This window comes from Algibacter luteus (assembly GCF_030344935.1).
Classification (GTDB): domain Bacteria; phylum Bacteroidota; class Bacteroidia; order Flavobacteriales; family Flavobacteriaceae; genus Arenitalea; species Arenitalea lutea.
On the sequence record NZ_CP128313.1, the window covers coordinates 1,957,399 to 1,975,698 of the forward strand.

Sequence of the window (18,300 nt, forward strand, 5' to 3'; positions counted from 1 at the left end):
GATTTATGAAAAGAAAACTCATAAGTACAGGCTCTACCTTTGAAGAAAAAATCGGGTATTCGAGAGCAGTAGTGCAAGGCGATTGGGTATTTGTATCAGGTACAACAGGCTATAATTACGACAATATGACCATTAGCGAAGACATAGCTGAACAAACTGAACAATGCTTACTTAATATAAAAAATACATTAGAAAAAGCCAATGCAAGTTTATCTGATATTGTTAGGGTTACTTATATTTTACCAGAAGCAAGCGATTTTGAAATGTGTTGGCCAATTTTAAGAAAATACCTTGGCGATATTAAACCTGCAGCAACTATGTTTTCGGCGAAATTAGCAGACAACAAAATGAAAATAGAAATTCAGGTCACCGCTTTAAAAAGTTGAAAAATACGTAGTATTACTTAAAATTACTACTTTTGTACTTATAATTAGTATTTATGAATATTATCAATGTAGTACTTGCAGACGACCATGTACTGGTAAGAGATGGCATTAAGGCGTTATTAGAAGACCAATCTGGAATTGTAGTGATAGATGAGGCCTCAAATGGAAAAGAGGCACTAGAAGTTATAAAAAAGAATCAACCTCATGTATTAATTGTTGATATAAGAATGCCGGAAATGAATGGTATTGAAGTAGTTCGCGAAATCAATAATTCTAATAGTGATGTGAAGACTTTGGTACTCTCAATGCATGATTCCGAGGAATATGTGGTGCAAGCAATTCAAGCGGGTGCTGATGGTTATTTGCTGAAAGGGGCGAGTAAAGAAGAGTTTTTGAAGGCTTTAACTAAAGTGGCTTCTGGAGGAAAATACTTCACAGGTGATGTATCGGCCATTATCATGAATAATTTTGTGAATGGGAATACAAACACAGCGGTTAATCCAGTTAATACACCTAAAGAAGATCCTTTTAAACTTACCAAGCGTGAAAAGCAAATACTTAGTTTGGTTCTTCAGTTGAAGAATAATAAAGATATTGCAGACGAACTTCAAATAAGCAAGCGAACTGCCGAAGTACACCGGTTTAATTTAATGAAAAAGTTGGAAGTAAAGAACTTAATGGAATTAAGTAATAAGGCCAAAGAATTTGGTTTGGTGTCGTAATTTATAATACTACCTATAATAGTTAACCTTCATTAAGATTGAATTTTATATACTTGATTGACTGGTTACTAAGATCATAAATACACAATATGGAGTTTTTTAGAATTATAAATTTAAAGACACAAGACAAAATTATTCAAGAGGAACTAACTATTGAAAATCTAGAATATTTTAGCAATGAGATTTTTGTTATTGGTGATCAAAATAATACTGAAGCTGATATTGGAGGTATTTGGGGTGAATTCACTTTAACTAGAACACTTATTAAAGGAGGGCTGCGTTTTGCTTTAGTAGAATGCCCAAATGCATTAGCGTGGACAATTACAACTGGAATTCTTCCAGATCCTGACGCTGTAGTCATTCATCTAACAATAAATCGTCAACAACAAAAAGAATCATTTATTGAAGAAATTGAAGAGTTTTTAGATGACCAAAGTAATTGTTTGCAAAACTTTTTCAATAAGATTTCGCAATCAAAGGTGAGATAACGAAAGTCTACAACATAATCAATTCATTATTGGTAAAAGCCTACATATGTAAGTCCTCGTGGTCTTTCAATCTGTGATTTATTTGTTAAATGAGGTGTTAAAAACGCGAATCTTTGCATATGCAAAGTCGTTGCACACATATTTATGTTGTCACAATTACAAAAATCACAACTATTTACCCTTAGATTTTATTAATTCCATAAAATCCGCATTTCTATTTTGTCAAACTCATATTTATTTACAAATACGTACGCAATTTTAAATTTAATTAAGTATTAATACTTAGTTTTGTACGTATAAAAGTACTTAATTATGAATAATACAATACCAACTAAGTCCACGACATTAAATTTATTAAATCTTAGAAACGTTTCAATACGTACATTTTGGATTACTGCCATATCCTTTTTCATGTGTTTCTTCGCATGGTTCGGGATTGTGCCTTTTATGCCAGATGTTGTTCGCGATTTGGGTTTAACACCCGATCAAAAATGGAATTCCATTATTTTGGCGGTTACAGGTACCGTATTTGCTAGATTACTTATCGGAAAATTATGTGATAAATACGGACCAAGACTTTGCTATACTTGGCTACTTATATTAGGAGCTATTCCGGTAATTCTGTGTGGTTTGGTACAAACACCTACACAATTTTTAATTTGTAGATTGTTTATTGGATTTATTGGTGCCTCTTTTGTTATTACTCAAGTACACACTTCATTAATGTTTGCACCTAATATTGTTGGAACAGCAAACGCCACATCAGCGGGATGGGGCAATTTAGGAGGAGGAGCCAACCGTTTGGGAATGCCTTTAATAGCATCGGCAGTTGTTGCTTTTGGTGTTGCTGATACCGAAGCATGGAGATACGCGATGGTAATTGCCGGAATTGTTTGCTTTTTAATGGGTCTAGTATATTTCTTTTTTACTCAAGATACTCCAGAAGGAAATTTTAAAGATTTAAAAGAATCGGGTATTGCTATTGATAAAAAGAAAGATAAAGTAGGCTTTTTAGCAGTATTGAATGATTATAGAATCTGGATATTATTTCTAGTATATGCAGCAAGTTTTGGTATCGAATTAACTGTTTATGGTACAATGGATGATTATCTTCAAAATACGTTTCAATTAGAAAGAATTACGGCCGGAAATATTGTGTTGTCTTTTGCTTTAATGAATATTTTTGCTAGAACTTTAGGAGGCTTTTTTGGAGATAAATTTGGTAAGTTAAAAGGTTTAAGAGGTCGTGTTTTGTTCCTGTCTTTTATTTTAACAGTTCAAGGTATCATGCTAGTTACATTTTCTTTAACTACGAGTATAGTTATAGGATTCATCTTTTTAATATTGTTTAGCTTAAGTGTTCAAATGGCCGAAGGCGCGACGTTCTCTGTTGTTCCGTTTATTAATAAAAAGGCGATTGGTTCTGTTTCTGGTATTGTTGGAGCAGGAGGTAATGTAGGGGCTTTTTTAGCAGCATTTTTATTGAAGTCAAAATCCGCATTAGCTGAAAAAACTGCGATTCTGGAAAATAAGGGTATGAGTGAAGAATTGTTACAAGCAGCACAATCTTCAGCTTCTTCATTAGCCGTTTCAGAAGGATATATGTTAATAGGTTTTATTGTGGTTATTATTGGGTTTCTTGCCTTAGCCATTAAGTTTTCGCCAGCAGACGAAAAGCAAGATATTCCTAGTGAAGATATGGACAACGAACTCATGGAAGGTTTGCAAACTATAAAATTAAATAGCTAAATTTTTAATGTCATTATTAACGATTTAAAAATTTAAAGTCTATTTTTTAAGGTATTCAGAATAATAAAAGCGGTGTTTGTTTGGTATAAATATATTGTCTTATTTAGTAATAAATGTTGGTCTAAATGATTAAAAACGAAGTCAAAACAACGTGTTCATATTGTGGTGTAGGTTGCGGCATTATTGTTAAAAAAGATGCCAACAACAAAGTTTTTGTCGAGGGAGATAAGGACCACCCTGTAAACAAAGGCATGTTATGCTCTAAAGGTATGAATTTGCATTATGTAGCAAATGACGTGTCAGACAGAATTCTGTATCCAGAGATGCGTTGGAGTCGTTCACATCCTAGAGAGCGTGTGAGTTGGGACGATGCTTTAGATCGTGCTGCTAGTGTTTTTAAATCCATCATAAAAAAACACGGACCCGATAGTGTTGGGTTTTATGTATCTGGACAAAGTTTAACTGAAGAATATTACATTGCAAATAAACTTACCAAAGGTTTTATTGGAACAAATAATATAGATACAAATTCTCGCTTATGCATGAGCTCTGCTGTAGTGGGATATAAGAAAACTTTTGGTGAAGATAGTGTGCCAATTTCATATGCAGATATAGAACTTGCAGATACATTTTTAATCACTGGAGCAAATCCTGCTTGGTGCCATCCCATTTTGTTCAGAAGATTAGAAAAGCACAAAGAGGAAAATCCGAATGTTAAAATTATAGTTGTAGACCCTAGAAAAACGGATACTGCAAACTTCGCAGATATTCATTTACAATTGCTACCTGGAACCGATGTTGTTTTGTATAATGCCATTGCTAGATGCTTGTATAAACGAGGATTAATCGATGAAGATTTTATTAAAAATCATACAGATGGTTTTCAAGAATATAAAGATTTAATTTTCAAGACTTCTTTAAAGCAAGCTTCAAAAATATGTGGTGTTTCAGAAAAGGATATTCAAAAAGCAGCCGATACCATAGGGGTTTCCAAAGGATTTATTAGCATGTGGGCTATGGGGCTTAACCAAAGTGTGGTTGGTACAGATAAAAATGTATCGCTTTTAAATTTATCATTAATAACAGGACAAGTTGGAAAACCGGGTTGCGGACCATTTTCTTTAACAGGACAGCCTAATGCTATGGGTGGTCGCGAAGTTGGTGGCATGGCCAATTTACTGGCAGTACACAAAGACCTAATGAATGAAGAGCACCGTAGAGAAGTGGCTCAGTTTTGGGGCGTTGATAAAATCAACCCAAAACCTGGGTTAACAGCTACTGAAATGTTTGATGCTTTAGAAAGCGGAAAACTTAAAGCGGTGTGGATTGCCTGTACTAATCCGCTAGTTAGCTTACCAAACCTTAATAGGATTGAAAAAGCGATGGAAAACGCAAAGTTTATTGTGGTTCAAGATATATCGCATAAATCGGATACGGTTGCTTTTGCAGATTTAGTGTTGCCAGCAGCTGGATGGTTGGAGAAAGAAGGAACTATGACAAATTCTGAAAGAAGAATTTCATATCTACCTAAAGAAATTGATGCTCCAGGAGAAGCAAGACCTGATGTTGAAATATTTTGTGATTTCGCAAAACGCATGGGCTTTAGAGGGTTTAATTTTAATAGTTCAAGCGAGATTTACGATGAATACGCTGCCATGACCAAAGGCACAAATATTGATGTGTCTTACTTAAATTACGACAGATTAAAAAATGAAGGTACGTTCCAATGGCCAGTGCCAGAGCACAGACATGAAGGAACGCCAAGACTTTTTCAGAATAAAAAGTTTTATACGGCTTCAGGGAATGCGAAATTTAATTTACCAAGTACTATAGAGAATAATTCTTTATTGCCAAATGAAGACTTCCCATTAATTCTTACAACGGGTAGAGTTAGAGATCAATGGCATACTATGACTAAGACAGGAAAGGTATCACGTTTAAAAACTCATTACCCAACACCAGTTTTAGAAATTCATCCGGTAGATGCGTATTTGTACAAAATTAAAAATGGCGATATTACCGAAATTACTAGTGAAAATGGCGTAGTAAGAGTTCGAGCCAGTGTTACAGAAAACATCAAGAAAGGCGTGGTTTTTCTACCAATGCATTGGGGTAAGCAGTTGCAAAGTAATTTAAACAGAGCAAATAATTTAACCAATACTCATGTAGATCCAGTATCAAAAGAACCCGATTTCAAATTTACACGAGTTTCGGTTTCAAAACACAAAAAGAAAGTAGAAAAAATTATAATCGCCGGCGCAGGAGCTGCGGCTTTTAGGTTTGTTCAAAACTACAGAGAACAAAATGAAACCGACGAAATACATGTGTTTTCAAAAGAGCCTAATTTATTTTATAACAGAGTATTACTACCTGAGTATGTTACAGAAGAATTGTCTTGGGATGAACTCTTAAAAATCAAAGCGAAAGAGCTAAAAAAACTTAACATTCAATTACATCCTGAAACCTATTTAACAAAGGTTGATAAAACTCATAAAACGGTTACAGATAATACAGGTGATACACATCAATTTGACAAACTCATTTTAGCGACTGGAAGTCGTGCTTTTGTACCTAAGGATGTTCAAATAGATTTACCGGGTCGATTTACCATGCGAAACAAAAGTGATGCGGACAGCTTTAAAGCTTATTTAGAGGCTACTAATTTACCACCTGAAGAACAACATGTGGTAATTGTAGGTGGCGGGCTTTTAGGATTAGAATTAGCAGCTGCTATGAAGCATAAAAACGCTAAAATCACAATTGTGCAGCGAGGTTCACGTTTAATGGAACGTCAATTAGATTTGGTATCAAGTAAACTACTTGCGTTAGATGTTCAAGAACGAGGTATTCAAATTTATTTTGATAATGAAGTAAGTACCGTATTTGATGATGAGGATACCGGCGAATTAAATATCACCTTAAAGAGTGGAAAATTTATAACTGCCAATGCTATTGTTTATGCCATTGGGACTATTCCTAACGTAGAAATAGCCCGAGAAAACGGCATTTCTTGTAGAAGAGGAGTCATTGTTAATCAGCATTTACAATCTTCACATCCAGATATTTTTGCTATTGGTGAAATTGCAGAATACAACAATCAATTATTTGGAATTACATCGGCAGCTGAAGAGCAAGCCAATATTCTGGCAAATTATATTGCTGGCGATATAAGTTGCGCTTATAACGGTTCGGTTTTAATGAATATTTTGAAGTTTAATGATCTTAACCTTTGCAGTATAGGTGAAATAAATGTTCCTGAAAATGATGATAGTTTTGAGGAAATAATATTTACCGATATTAAAAAGCGCTATTATAAAAAGTGTATTGTAAAAGACGATTTATTAATTGGTGCGGTTTTAATGGGGGATAAAAATGAATTTGCCGAATTTAAAACCATGATTGAAAGTAAGATTGAAATGGCCGAAAAGCGTGATAAGCTACTTCGAGGTTCGTCTAATGATGTTCCAGTTCTCGGTAAATTAGTCTGTTCATGTAGTCAAGTGGGCGCAGGAAATATAGAGGAAACCATTGCCAAAGGTTGCACTGATTTTACGGAGCTATGTAATAAAACTGGAGCAGGATTAGGTTGTGGTAGTTGCAAAACAGAAGTTAGAGACATACTTCAAAATTCAAAAATTCTAGTATGATGAAGGAGCCATATAGATTACGAATAAATGGAGGTGTGTTATCACCAGGTGAGTTACATTACATTTGTGAAGCCGCCGAAGCTTTAGGTTTAGATGCCATATCTTTTGGTTCCCGTCAAGATATTATTTTCCCAGAAGAAATTGATGAAAGTAAGTTTAGCCAGTTTAATAAAATCCAGTTTGTAAAACCTAAAAGAGATGGTGTAGAAAATATTTCTTCATCTTATGTTTCAGCTGAAATTTTACCAAGTACATCATGGTTAACTAGTGATCGTTATCTGTATGTTATAGAGCAGTTTAAACACAATCCGAAGCTTCGTATTAACGTTATTGATCCCAAACAACGATTAGTACCGTTATTTACAGGTAATGTGAATTTTATTGCCTCAGAGCATGAAGATTATTGGTATTTATATTTAAGATTACCAGGTTGGGAAAAAACTAAAATGTATCCAGCTTTAATTTATAGCTGGGACATGGATAAGATAGAACTCGCTATTGAAAACATTCTAATTGAAGAACCAGAATCTATTGAAATGGTTTTTGATTTAGTTAGCGACGCTATTGATACCAATAATAGAACCGTCGATAAACCTTTAGAGGTGCCTTTTTATCCATTTCCGTATTACGAAGGCATGAATAGAATTGCTTCAGATAGGTATTGGTTAGGTTTGTATTGGCGAAATAACCGATACGATTTAAAGTTTTTAAAAGCTATGTGCGAGTTGTGTTCCGAGAATAAAATTGGAAAAATATCTATCACACCATGGAAATCATTTATTGTAAAAGGAATTCCGTTAGAATCGAAATTAAAATGGGAAAAACTCTTAGGAAAATTTGGTATTAATGTTCGTCATTCTATGCTAGAGATGAACTGGCATTTACCAGTAAATGATAAAGACGCATTAAATCTCAAAAAATATTTAGTGACCAATTTCGACCAAAATGATATCAGTACTTATGGTTTAACCTTCGGAATTACAAGTTATGATAGCGATACATATAATTTTACTTCAATAGTAGTTGAAAAAAATAAAAAGCCTGAACAAATTGGCGATTTTAAAATAAGAGATACCTATAACTTACTGTATGCTAAGAATTTCGACCCGAATACGCAAGAATATATCATGCATGTTCAAGATGTTGATAAAGTGGAACTTCCAGGGTTGTTGATGGAATTGAGTCAGCTTTATTTTGAACAATTAGGAAACGAGCCTGAGCAAGAAACGGTTAAAACCATAATAAAAGAAATCACAGAAGAAGAAGTATATCAATGCTCGGAATGTATGACTGTTTATAATGAGATTTACGGCGATATTACTCAAGATATTCTACCAAACACACCGTTTAAAAGTCTGCCTAACACGTACCAATGTTCGGTCTGTGATGCGCCTTTAAGCAGTTTCGAAAAGAAAATGTTAAAAACTAAAATGCGGTTATAGCTATTCGTCGACACTTAAATTCCAATTACCGCTAAACCCGTTACATTAAAAGAATTATTAAAAATAAGGAACAATTCACTAGTACATTTGTAACAGTAAATAATTAATTTAAATCTGTTATAATGAAAAGTATTTTATTAAAATCCCTTGGAAATTTTGCTGATATTTTATTTAAAACTGTTGCAAATATTAAGCAAGAAGCTAATTCTGAGTTTAAAGATACTTCAGCTAACCAAAATGTTGTTGAAGTTCAACAATACATAATAAATAGAAATTTAAAACATATAGAATATATAAATCAACTTGAAAAGCAAATTACAGCGAATCATATTCAAGGATTTAATCAAGAATTCTATGACGAGTTAAAATCTTCTAAACTAATATGTAAAATAAATACTATTAAGACTACACGAAGTATGGCTTTAAACTCACACGCAGCCTGAACTTAGAAGATTTCGATTAAACAGTTCGTCGACACTTATTTACCGTTAATCTATATTAATCGTTCAATAAACTAATTTAAGCTTTTACATCAAGGAATAAGGATAATTTTATCCATTCAAATAATAGATGAAATTATAACCCTGATGAAAAACTTAAATATATTATTGATTGAAGACGACATGATTGAAGTCATGAAATTGAACAGAACAATTTCATCGCTAGAATTAGAGCATAAAATTGTTGAAGCGAACAATGGTGAAGAGGCTCTTAAAATTTTGAATAAAAAAGACGAATTACCTGACATAATTTTGTTAGATTTGAATATGCCAAAAATCAATGGTATCGAGTTTTTAAATATTTTAAAAAATGATGATATTTTAAAATATATACCAACCATTATCTTAACAACTTCTAGCAATCAAAGAGATTTGTTGGAATGTTATGAAATAGGAATAGCGGGTTATGTTTTAAAGCCTTTAAAATATGAAGACTATGTGGCAAAAATTGAAAAATTATTGGCGTATTGGAGTATTAACGAATTAAAACAAATTTAATGAAAGGTATTGTCTTCACAGAATTTTTAGAATTAGTAGAAGATAAGTTTGGTTTAGAAATGGTGGATAAAATTATCTCAGAATCCAACTTAGAATCACAAGGTATGTACACCTCTGTAGGTACATATAAGTTCTCAGAAATGTTACAACTTTTACAACATTTAAGTGATAATACAGGAATATCAATTGACGATTTATTATTAGTCTATGCCGAACACTTTTTTAGTGTTTTAGAGGATAGTTACCCAGGGTTGCTTGCTACCTATAATGACCCTATAGAAATGCTCGCTTCTATTGAGAATCATATACATATTGAAGTAAGGAAAATTTATCCAGATGCCGAATTACCCACTTTTCAGGTTATAGAAAAAACTAAGAACTCTTTGGTCATGATATATAAGTCGAGTCGCGCAATGCATCATTTTGGATTAGGTTTAATGAATAAAACATTTGAACATTTTAATTCAACAGCAACAATTGTTTTAGAAAAGATTAAAGAGGATGGTACTGAGGTAAAATTCATTATCAATAAGAATTAATGGGCCAAGACCAAATCGAAATATTAAAACGTGCATTAGCTCGAGAAAAAGGAGCTCGAAAAGCAGCTGAAAAGATTCTAGAACAAAAGGCTGCAGAACTTTATGAAGCCAACCAGAAATTATTAAAAGCGAATCAAGATTTAGAAATATTACTAACTAAAACAGATTCGCAACTACAAGGTGTCTTTGAAAACATTGTTGATGCCTACGTGATAATGGATTTGTTTGGTAATATTCTCAAGATGAATGATTCTGCGGTATCACTTCTTGGGTTTGAAAATTCTAAGGAGGATTTTAACCTTATTGAAATGGTAGATCCTAGCGAAGCGTCACGAGTTCAAGAATCGTTTAGTACGCTTTTAACTACCGGACACATAACCGACTTTCACGTTAAAATTATTACAAGAAAAAAGAAGCATATATTAGTACATATTAACGCGAGTATTATATACGATCAAGGTGTAGCTGTTGCAGCTCAGGGTATAGTAAGAGATATCACCGAAGAGAGAAATTATAATAAAAGTCTAGAAGCTGAGAAATTAAAGTATGCAAGTATCATATCCAACATGAACTTAGGACTTGTAGAAGTTGATCCAGAAGACAGAATCTTGATGGTGAATGAGTCTTTTGAGCGGATGACAGGATATACTAAAGAAGAGCTCATTGGAGTTCTAGGTAAGGATTTTTTACCGGTAAAAGAGGATCACGCAATTATAGCTAGACAAGTAGCTGAAAGAAAAGAAGGGAAGACCGATTCTTATGAGTTAAGAATAAAAAAGAAAGATGGAGAAATAAGACATTGGCTTATTAGTGGCGCACCTAATTTTGATTTAAATGGCAATGTTACTGGTGCCATTGGAATTAATTTTGATATTACAGATATTAAGCAATTAGAAGCTCAGAAGGAAAAACTATTATATGAACTTGAAAGAAGTAATGACGAATTACATGAGTATGCGCATATCGTTTCTCATGATTTAAAATCACCTTTGAGAAGTATAAATGCATTAGTGAGTTGGTTAAAACAAGATAATCTGGATAATCTAAATGATACGAGTTTACAAAATATTAAGCTAATTGAGCATACAGTAGAAAAAATGGATCAACTCATTACAGATGTATTGGAATATTCAAGTATTGGAGCAAGTAGTAACGAAAACACACAGGTAAATTTAGATAAAATCATTAATGAATTGATTTTAATAATGTTTAAGCCAGAACATATAAAAATTGAAATAATAAATACATTACCTATAGTAAAAGGAGACCAAACAAAGTTAAAACAGTTGTTTCAGAACCTTATAAGTAATGCCATAAAGTTTATTGACAAAGAAGAAGGTGTAATTAAAATTGATGTAAAAGAATACAATACGCATTATGAGTTTTCAATTGAAGATAATGGTATAGGCATAGAAACAAAACATCATGATAAAATATTTAAAGTATTTCAATCTTTAAACAAAAGTAAGGACTCCTCTGGTATTGGATTGTCTATCGTTAAAAAGATAGTTAATTCGCATCAAGGTGAAATATGGCTAAAAAGTACACCAAGAGTAGGGACTACTTTCTTTTTTACATTAAAAAAATAAGTTAATGAAGACTGTTCAATTAAGAAAATTTAAAGGTAAAGATTGGGAATTTTTAACACCAAATATTAAGTTAAAAAATCCGTTAGTTCTTGTTTTTGGTAATAGATATGAATTAGAAAACAGAACTATTTATAAAAACGTAAAAAAAATATTTCCAAAATCTCATATTGTATTTGCTTCAACAAGTGGCGATATTACTTCCAAGTCTATAGACGATGAATGCATAACAATTACGGCAATAGAATTAGAAAAAAGCACATTTAAGATCGATACAATAAATTTGTCTGAAACAAATTTAAATAGTTATCAAGCTGGAATCGAATTGGTGAATAATTTAAAACAAGATAAATTAAAATATATTTTGGTAATCTCTGATGGAAGTTTTGTAAACGGAAGTGAATTAACCAGAGGTATGAATTTTGCTGTAGACTATAATGTATTAATTACTGGTGGGTTATGTGGAGATGATGGAAGATTTGAAAGAACAATTGTTTCTTATAATGAAAACCCAAAAGATGGTGAAATAGTTGCTATAGGCTTTTATGGTGATACTTTTGAAGCCACATCATCAGTAGGTAGCGGATGGACCGCTTTTGGTCCAGAACGTTTAGTAACTAAAGCTAAAGGTAATATATTGTATGAGTTAGATAATATGCCCGCTTTAGATTTATATAAAAAATATTTGGGAGAGAAATCATCAGAGTTGCCCGCCTCTGCCTTATACTATCCATTAAAAGTCAAACCAGAAAATGAAGAGAAATCTTATGTACGAACCATTTTGAATATTAATGAAGAGTTTAATGCAATGATTTTTGCTGGTGATGTGCCACTAAACTCAAAAGTACAGCTCATGATGACTAATATTGATAATTTGGCAAGAGCATCAAAAAATGCTACTGAAGAAGCGTTAGAAATGAAAATTGATAAACCTCAATTAGCATTTTTGGTTAGTTGTATAGGAAGAAAATTAGTATTTGATCAACGCGTTATAGAAGAGATCGAAGAAGCAAGAAATGTATTAGATAATGAAACAACAATGTGCGGATTTTATTCTTACGGAGAAATTGCACCATTTCATGAAGAAAACATGTGTCAGCTTCATAACCAAACCCTAGCTGTAACATTAATAAGCGAATAATGAACTCATTGTTAAAACATCAATTAAGTAAATATTTGAGCAATAAAAATGTCTCGAATAAGGATTTAATGGCATTTATTGATGCCGTAAATAGATCCTACGACAATTTTGATGAACAATTCTTGATGCAACAACGTGCTATGAAAATAAGTTCAGAAGAACTTTCTGAAGCCAATGAAAAATTAAAACAAGAAACACTAGTGCAAAGAAATCTTATTGATAAACTTAATGGCATTTTAGAAACATTAAGATTTCATGAAATACCAGGTTATAAAAAATCTGAAACTTTAAATTTAGATGGTGTAAAACTGGCGGAATTTATAGAAAAGCAAACTCAAGAAATTATGAGTATGAATGCTCAACGGGAAAAACTTTTGGGTGAATTGGAAGCTCAAAACCAAGAACTTAGTGATTATGCCTATTTGGTATCGCACGATTTAAAATCGCCTCTAAGGAGCATAGACACTTTAACTGCTTGGTTAAATCCAGAAGAAGAAGGATTAGAAAAAGGTGACAAGACAGAGCATTTAAAACTTATTCGGGATAATGTAGAAAAAATGGATAGCCTAATTAACGGTATCTTAAATTATTCCACTATTAATAAAAATCAAACTCAAATATGTGATATTGATTTGAATGTAATTATTTCAGAAATATTAATGTCTTCAGAAATACCAGAGCATATTGAGATTAATTTACCACCTAAATTCCCAACAATAGTTGCCGATAAATATAGGATAAAACAGTTATTTCAAAGTCTTATAGATAATGCAATAAAATACAACGATAAAGCTAAAGGGCTTCTAGAAATAGGTTTTTCTGAAGAACCTAACCATTGGCAATTTTATGTAAAAGATAATGGTATTGGCATTGAAAAAAATTATTTTGATAAAATTTTTAAACCATTTCAAAAATTAGAAAATAACCCTAGTGCTACTGGTATTGGTCTGTCAATTGCTAAAAAGATTGTAACGGCTTATGAAGGCAAAATATGGGTCGATTCAATTCTAGGAAAAGGTTCTACATTTTATTTTACCATTAAAAAGTAATTATGGAAGTTCCAAACTTAACGTACATTGATAAACTTTCAGGAGGCGATGAAGCCTTTAAGAATAAACTCATTTCTATTATAAAAGATGAATTCCCAGATGAGAAAGCAGTTTATGAAGAAAATATAAAAAGTGAGAATTTTAAACTTTCTGCAGAAAATGTTCACAAACTTAAACATAAAATTAGTATTTTAGGACTTGAGAAAAGTTATGATGTTGCTGTAAGTTTTGAAGAAAACCTGTTAGAAGGTAACACCAAAGGACAAGAGGACTTCGAAAACATATTAAATAATATAACCAACTTTCTAGCAACTTTGTAATAGGTATTTTATATATGAAATGTATTATAATTGATGATGAAGCTACAGCTAGGGCTATTATTAGCCAGTTATGCTCAAATTTTGAGTGTCTAGATGTTTTAGAAGAATTTCCAAATGCTATTCAAGCCATTAAATATTTAAATCAGAACGAAGTTGATTTAATACTACTCGATATTCATATGCCTGATTTTACAGGGTTTGATTTTATTGATACTTTAAAAAATCCTCCGAAAATTATATTAACAACCTCTGATCCTCAATTCGCTATTCAAGCTTTTGAATATGAATGTATTGTTGATTATTTGGTAAAGCCTATAGAGTTAGTACGTTTTGAAAAAGCAATTCATAAAGCTGAATCTATAACGACAAATCCCTTAGAAAGAATTGAAACTGTTTCATCGTCCTCAGAAAATGTTGAAACTACTTCTGGTAACGATTTGTACGTGAATATAGATCGTCGACTTATTAAAATAGATATTCCTAGTATTTATTTAGTTGAAGCTAAAGGCGATTACATCAATGTAAAAACCGAAGAAAAGAATTACACCGTTCATTCTACTTTAAAAAAAATTGAAGATAAATTACCCAACGATTTATTCTTGAAAGTACATCGATCATTTATTATTAACACTAAAAAAATTATTGATATTGAGGATAATAGCGTACTAATAAAAAAAGATGTAATTCCTGTAAGTCGCGCAAACCGACCGGAATTAATGAAACGTTTAAATTTACTTTAGTCATTACTTTTTCGATAACTGTATTTTTTTACTTTGGTATTAACCAATTTTTATGGGATGTTCAGTTTAGTACTATTTAAATAAAAATCTTCAATTAGTGTTTAATATTGTTAAACACATTATTATAACCATTCGTCTACACTTTTTTAGACTCCATCGAAATATTAATTTAACAGCTGTGTTTAAAGCTAATTTTGTAACAAATATTTTATGTTATGAAAACATTAGCACAACTTTTAATTTTAATAGGTTTTATAGTAAATGCACAAGACACGCCATTTAATTGCGATTATAATGCCTATTTATTTCAGTATAACGATGTTTATGCCGTTGATTTAGCTTCAGGAAATTCATATTTGGCTCATGCCGATGTTACCCCGGGTAATATTAATGCTACAGCATACAATCCTGCCGATGGTTATATTTGGGGGTCATTAAGTTCACCATCAAAAACAATAGTTCGTATTGGGCAAAACTTTGAAACCACTACGTTTTATATAGATGAATTACCGTCAAATAATCGTTATGTAGGTGATGTTAGTACAGAAGGTATCTATTACTTAAAAGGAGGAGGTAAAACCTATTATAAAGTAAATCTTAATCCCGAATCTGCCCATTATGGTCAGTTTATTTCGTCTGAAACGTTATCTGAAAATATTAGCATTCATGACTGGGCATTTAACGCGGTTGATGGTAATCTTTATGCTTTAGAAAAAAACTCAAATATTCTTTATAGAATTAACCCAGCAACTAGCCAAGTACAGGATTTAGGTGTTGTTCCAATTTTATCAGGTTTAAATTATACTTACGGAGCCGTTTATTTTGACGCGTCAGGGCGTTTTTATGCCTCGGCAAACCAAACAGGAACTATCTATGTTATTCAAGCCGTTCAAGATTTAAATGGCCAAAATGCTATCGAATCGAATTTATTTGCTTTCGGACCAGCTAGTTCACAGAATGATGGCGCACGTTGTCCTACTGCACCAGTACCACAAGAAAATTGTGATAACGGAATTGATGATGATGGTGATGGATTAATTGATTGTGAAGACCCTTCATGTTCTGGATATTCAAGCTGTCCTGTTATTGAAATCACATCCACTTCTAGTGCAAATCTAGGAGGTTTAGAGAGTAATAATAGGTTATCTCAACAAGTTAGTAAGCGTAACTTTGGTCGTGCCAAAACCGGCTATATATTTGACCAAAGAGCCGCAAAAAAATTAACTAAAACTCTGAACTACGGTAAACAAAATGCTCAAAGAGGTGGTCAGACTCAATTATCTGATTTTATTCCTTTAGAAGTTATTAATGAAGAACAGGTGGTTGAATCATCTCCAACTGATTTGATAGGTATTACAAATGCTACCGAGGTTTATTCAGTGGATTATGTTAAAAATGAAGAAGCCGTAGCATCTATATTATTACTTAAAACAGATCGAGGTGTTTATGAACACACCAAATATATCTGCGATAGATTACTAGGTGCACAATTAATTTCTGTTTCAAACATAGAAATTAAAGGGCAAAATTTTATTAAAGCTTTAATTAGGAATATTGATGGTTCGTTAGAATTTGTATTAAGCTTATCTGCGAAAGCCATAAATAATGATTCTGAGTTTGGTATTGAAAGCCATTGGAATTTAGATAAATACACCAGTAAGAATGGATATTATAATTTCCAGATATGGTCCAATTCTTTAGATGATTTATTGTTATTAGGTGAAGAGGTATTACATCTATTAGAAGTACAAAAACCAATAACAAATTATAACAATTCTTCACCACCCACTGTATTTGTTAGAAAAGGAAAATACCACAATGGTAAATTAGATTTACAAATAGTAAATACCAACAGAACAGCATCTGTAGCTTTTGATGGTGGTGTTCGTTCAACTGAGACCGATATTGTGGAAACGGTTTCATCTAGTATCGACTTAAACGGTAATTACATTTCAAATTTAGAGGTAGATGCAGGTAATTTATTTGATATAGGATTTAGAATTGGTGATGGTATAAACACTCCTGACGATTTATTTATGTCGGACGGTCCATGGGGTTATGATGATGCTGCGATAACTACCAATGTTACTTCGTACACCGTAGAATCTAATAGTTCTAGTTTTGATGAAAATGTTTACTCAATAGAGCGTAACATCAATCTAGAAGCTACAACCAGTGAGTATATTGCTGCGTACAGAGCCTTAACTCCAAAATTTAATGCTATAAATTTAACAGCTTATAATAGCTTTAATTTTACGGCAAAAGGGACAGGTACATTAATACTCAGATTAGTAAAAGAAAGTGTAACAAATTGGGAAAAACAGTATAAAACAAGTATAGAATTAACTCCTGAGTTTAAAAATTTCAGTATCCCATTTTCAGATTTTAAAACGCTTGATGGAAGTCCAATTGAAGTTTCAGATGTTACCTCCATAGTTTTTACTATGCTAGCAGAAAATGGAGAAGTTGAAACTAAAAGCATGACTTTAGAGCAGCTTTATTTCTATAATAATAGTTTATTATCTGTAACTCCAGGTTTAGAAGAAAACACTATTGATGTTGTAGCCATACCAAACCCTATGACAACACAAACAACGATTCAATTTAAATCGCCGAATTCAGAAACCGTTAAGCTTTTAGTATATAATCAAGTAGGACGTTTAGTAAAAGAGCTAGAGGTGAATTCACTAAAAGGCCTAAACGAGGTCATTTTAAAACGAGAAAAATTAAGTTCAGGGATCTATTTCTGTAATATAATAAGCAATCAAACCAATTATAAAACCACAAAATTACTCCTAGATTAATTAATAGCAATTATTCTTTTGAGTTTGGCAAAAGGCGCAAGTCTTTTGCCTTTTTTTGTTTAAATTGTAGTATATTTCGCTAAATTAATTTGCTTTATTCTCGCTCGTAGTATTGACTAAATAAATACAATTTATTGAGAATGATAACAATAGAAGTAGTTATTTAACATAAAACTTATAATAAAAATGAAAATAGTATTTTTTATCCTGATGTTTTCTGCCACAGGAATCTTATTTGCTCAATCGAGTCCGCAATCTTTAATTAATGATTTTTTTGAAACCTATGAAAAGGATGCAGGTAAAGCAGTTAAAGATTTGTACAGTACTAATATTTGGACTGAACGCATAAAAGATGATATTGATAAAATTATTGGAACAGTGAACGGATTTACAGAGAGCTACATGGGAAAATATTATGGCTACGAACTAATCACTTTTAAAAAGTTTGCGGAAAGCTTTATATTATATTCGTATCTAGTAAAGTATGATCGACAACCCTTAAGGTTTATTTTTAAATTTTATAAGCCAAATGACAAATGGGTATTGTATTCTTACGCCTTAGATGATAGTTTGGATGATGAAATTCAGGAAGCCGCCAAATTGTATTACTTGAATTTAGATGAAGATTAATAAGGAATTATATAACAATGATATCGAACCGATTGCCATATTAAATTAAACTAAAAAGG

Annotated in this window: 16 protein-coding genes; all 16 read left to right on the forward strand. The window is 32.2% G+C overall.

What is annotated here, in order from left to right; translation table 11 throughout:
- Window positions 1-5: 5 nt before the first annotated feature.
- The 16 genes from O5O44_RS08200 (at window position 6) to O5O44_RS08275 (ending at window position 18,241) form a co-directional block, all read left to right on the forward strand.
- Window positions 6-386: a RidA family protein gene (locus O5O44_RS08200; protein WP_019386521.1), complete on the forward strand. Its 381-nt coding sequence runs from the start codon at window positions 6-8 to the stop codon at window positions 384-386.
- 53 nt (window positions 387-439) lie between these two features.
- On the forward strand, window positions 440-1,108 hold the full coding sequence (locus O5O44_RS08205; protein ID WP_289193883.1) for a response regulator transcription factor: 669 nt from the start codon (window positions 440-442) through the stop codon (window positions 1,106-1,108).
- An 89-nt stretch (window positions 1,109-1,197) separates the two neighbouring features.
- The gene (locus tag O5O44_RS08210; RefSeq protein WP_289193885.1) at window positions 1,198-1,596 is read left to right on the forward strand and encodes a hypothetical protein; all 399 of its coding nucleotides are present in this window, start codon (window positions 1,198-1,200) and stop codon (window positions 1,594-1,596) included.
- A gap of 312 nt (window positions 1,597-1,908) precedes the next feature.
- On the forward strand, window positions 1,909-3,345 hold the full coding sequence (locus O5O44_RS08215; protein WP_026009932.1) for an MFS transporter: 1,437 nt from the start codon (window positions 1,909-1,911) through the stop codon (window positions 3,343-3,345).
- 125 nt (window positions 3,346-3,470) lie between these two features.
- Entirely contained in the window at window positions 3,471-6,992 is a 3,522-nt protein-coding gene (locus tag O5O44_RS08220; protein WP_289193886.1) for a nitrate reductase, read from the forward strand.
- Window positions 6,992-8,434 (forward strand): rubredoxin, encoded by a 1,443-nt coding sequence (locus O5O44_RS08225; RefSeq protein ID WP_289196442.1) that lies wholly within the window; start codon window positions 6,992-6,994, stop codon window positions 8,432-8,434. The genes O5O44_RS08220 and O5O44_RS08225 overlap by 1 nt, the downstream gene beginning before the upstream one ends.
- 122 nt (window positions 8,435-8,556) lie before the next feature.
- Window positions 8,557-8,877 carry a hypothetical protein gene (locus O5O44_RS08230; RefSeq protein ID WP_289193887.1) on the forward strand — a complete coding sequence of 107 codons (321 nt, stop codon included), beginning with the start codon at window positions 8,557-8,559 and terminating at the stop codon, window positions 8,875-8,877.
- Between the two features lie 144 nt (window positions 8,878-9,021).
- A complete protein-coding gene (locus tag O5O44_RS08235) occupies window positions 9,022-9,432 on the forward strand; it encodes a response regulator (protein WP_289193888.1) in 411 nt (136 codons plus the stop codon).
- Window positions 9,432-9,971, forward strand: coding sequence for a heme NO-binding domain-containing protein (locus tag O5O44_RS08240; protein ID WP_289193889.1), 540 nt, complete (start codon window positions 9,432-9,434; stop codon window positions 9,969-9,971). The genes O5O44_RS08235 and O5O44_RS08240 overlap by 1 nt, the downstream gene beginning before the upstream one ends.
- Window positions 9,971-11,560 carry a PAS domain-containing sensor histidine kinase gene (locus O5O44_RS08245; RefSeq protein WP_289193891.1) on the forward strand — a complete coding sequence of 530 codons (1,590 nt, stop codon included), beginning with the start codon at window positions 9,971-9,973 and terminating at the stop codon, window positions 11,558-11,560. The genes O5O44_RS08240 and O5O44_RS08245 overlap by 1 nt, the downstream gene beginning before the upstream one ends.
- A gap of 4 nt (window positions 11,561-11,564) precedes the next feature.
- Window positions 11,565-12,698: an FIST signal transduction protein gene (locus O5O44_RS08250; RefSeq protein WP_289193892.1), complete on the forward strand. Its 1,134-nt coding sequence runs from the start codon at window positions 11,565-11,567 to the stop codon at window positions 12,696-12,698.
- Window positions 12,698-13,747, forward strand: a complete 1,050-nt coding sequence (locus O5O44_RS08255) for a sensor histidine kinase (protein ID WP_289193893.1) — start codon at window positions 12,698-12,700, stop codon at window positions 13,745-13,747. Before O5O44_RS08250 ends, O5O44_RS08255 begins: the two co-directional genes overlap by 1 nt.
- Window positions 13,748-13,749: 2 nt before the next feature.
- Window positions 13,750-14,067, forward strand: coding sequence for an Hpt domain-containing protein (locus O5O44_RS08260; protein WP_289193894.1), 318 nt, complete (start codon window positions 13,750-13,752; stop codon window positions 14,065-14,067).
- 14 nt (window positions 14,068-14,081) lie between these two features.
- Window positions 14,082-14,807, forward strand: coding sequence for a LytR/AlgR family response regulator transcription factor (locus O5O44_RS08265; protein WP_289193895.1), 726 nt, complete (start codon window positions 14,082-14,084; stop codon window positions 14,805-14,807).
- Window positions 14,808-15,022: 215 nt separating this feature from the next.
- The gene (locus O5O44_RS08270) at window positions 15,023-17,611 is read left to right on the forward strand and encodes a DUF6923 family protein (protein ID WP_289193896.1); all 2,589 of its coding nucleotides are present in this window, start codon (window positions 15,023-15,025) and stop codon (window positions 17,609-17,611) included.
- Between the two features lie 186 nt (window positions 17,612-17,797).
- Window positions 17,798-18,241, forward strand: a complete 444-nt coding sequence (locus O5O44_RS08275; protein ID WP_289193898.1) for a hypothetical protein — start codon at window positions 17,798-17,800, stop codon at window positions 18,239-18,241.
- Window positions 18,242-18,300: the final 59 nt, after the last annotated feature.

Bases quoted from the DNA above. Each gene is read 5' to 3' on its own strand.
- O5O44_RS08200 (WP_019386521.1), top strand. From the start codon at position 6: ATGAAAAGAAAACTCATAAGTACAGGCTCTACCTTTGAAGAAAAAATC.
- O5O44_RS08205 (WP_289193883.1), top strand. From the start codon at position 440: ATGAATATTATCAATGTAGTACTTGCAGACGACCATGTACTGGTAAGA.
- O5O44_RS08210 (WP_289193885.1), top strand. From the start codon at position 1,198: ATGGAGTTTTTTAGAATTATAAATTTAAAGACACAAGACAAAATTATT.
- O5O44_RS08215 (WP_026009932.1), top strand. From the start codon at position 1,909: ATGAATAATACAATACCAACTAAGTCCACGACATTAAATTTATTAAAT.
- O5O44_RS08220 (WP_289193886.1), top strand. From the start codon at position 3,471: ATGATTAAAAACGAAGTCAAAACAACGTGTTCATATTGTGGTGTAGGT.
- O5O44_RS08225 (WP_289196442.1), top strand. From the start codon at position 6,992: ATGAAGGAGCCATATAGATTACGAATAAATGGAGGTGTGTTATCACCA.
- O5O44_RS08230 (WP_289193887.1), top strand. From the start codon at position 8,557: ATGAAAAGTATTTTATTAAAATCCCTTGGAAATTTTGCTGATATTTTA.
- O5O44_RS08235 (WP_289193888.1), top strand. From the start codon at position 9,022: ATGAAAAACTTAAATATATTATTGATTGAAGACGACATGATTGAAGTC.
- O5O44_RS08240 (WP_289193889.1), top strand. From the start codon at position 9,432: ATGAAAGGTATTGTCTTCACAGAATTTTTAGAATTAGTAGAAGATAAG.
- O5O44_RS08245 (WP_289193891.1), top strand. From the start codon at position 9,971: ATGGGCCAAGACCAAATCGAAATATTAAAACGTGCATTAGCTCGAGAA.
- O5O44_RS08250 (WP_289193892.1), top strand. From the start codon at position 11,565: ATGAAGACTGTTCAATTAAGAAAATTTAAAGGTAAAGATTGGGAATTT.
- O5O44_RS08255 (WP_289193893.1), top strand. From the start codon at position 12,698: ATGAACTCATTGTTAAAACATCAATTAAGTAAATATTTGAGCAATAAA.
- O5O44_RS08260 (WP_289193894.1), top strand. From the start codon at position 13,750: ATGGAAGTTCCAAACTTAACGTACATTGATAAACTTTCAGGAGGCGAT.
- O5O44_RS08265 (WP_289193895.1), top strand. From the start codon at position 14,082: ATGAAATGTATTATAATTGATGATGAAGCTACAGCTAGGGCTATTATT.
- O5O44_RS08270 (WP_289193896.1), top strand. From the start codon at position 15,023: ATGAAAACATTAGCACAACTTTTAATTTTAATAGGTTTTATAGTAAAT.
- O5O44_RS08275 (WP_289193898.1), top strand. From the start codon at position 17,798: ATGAAAATAGTATTTTTTATCCTGATGTTTTCTGCCACAGGAATCTTA.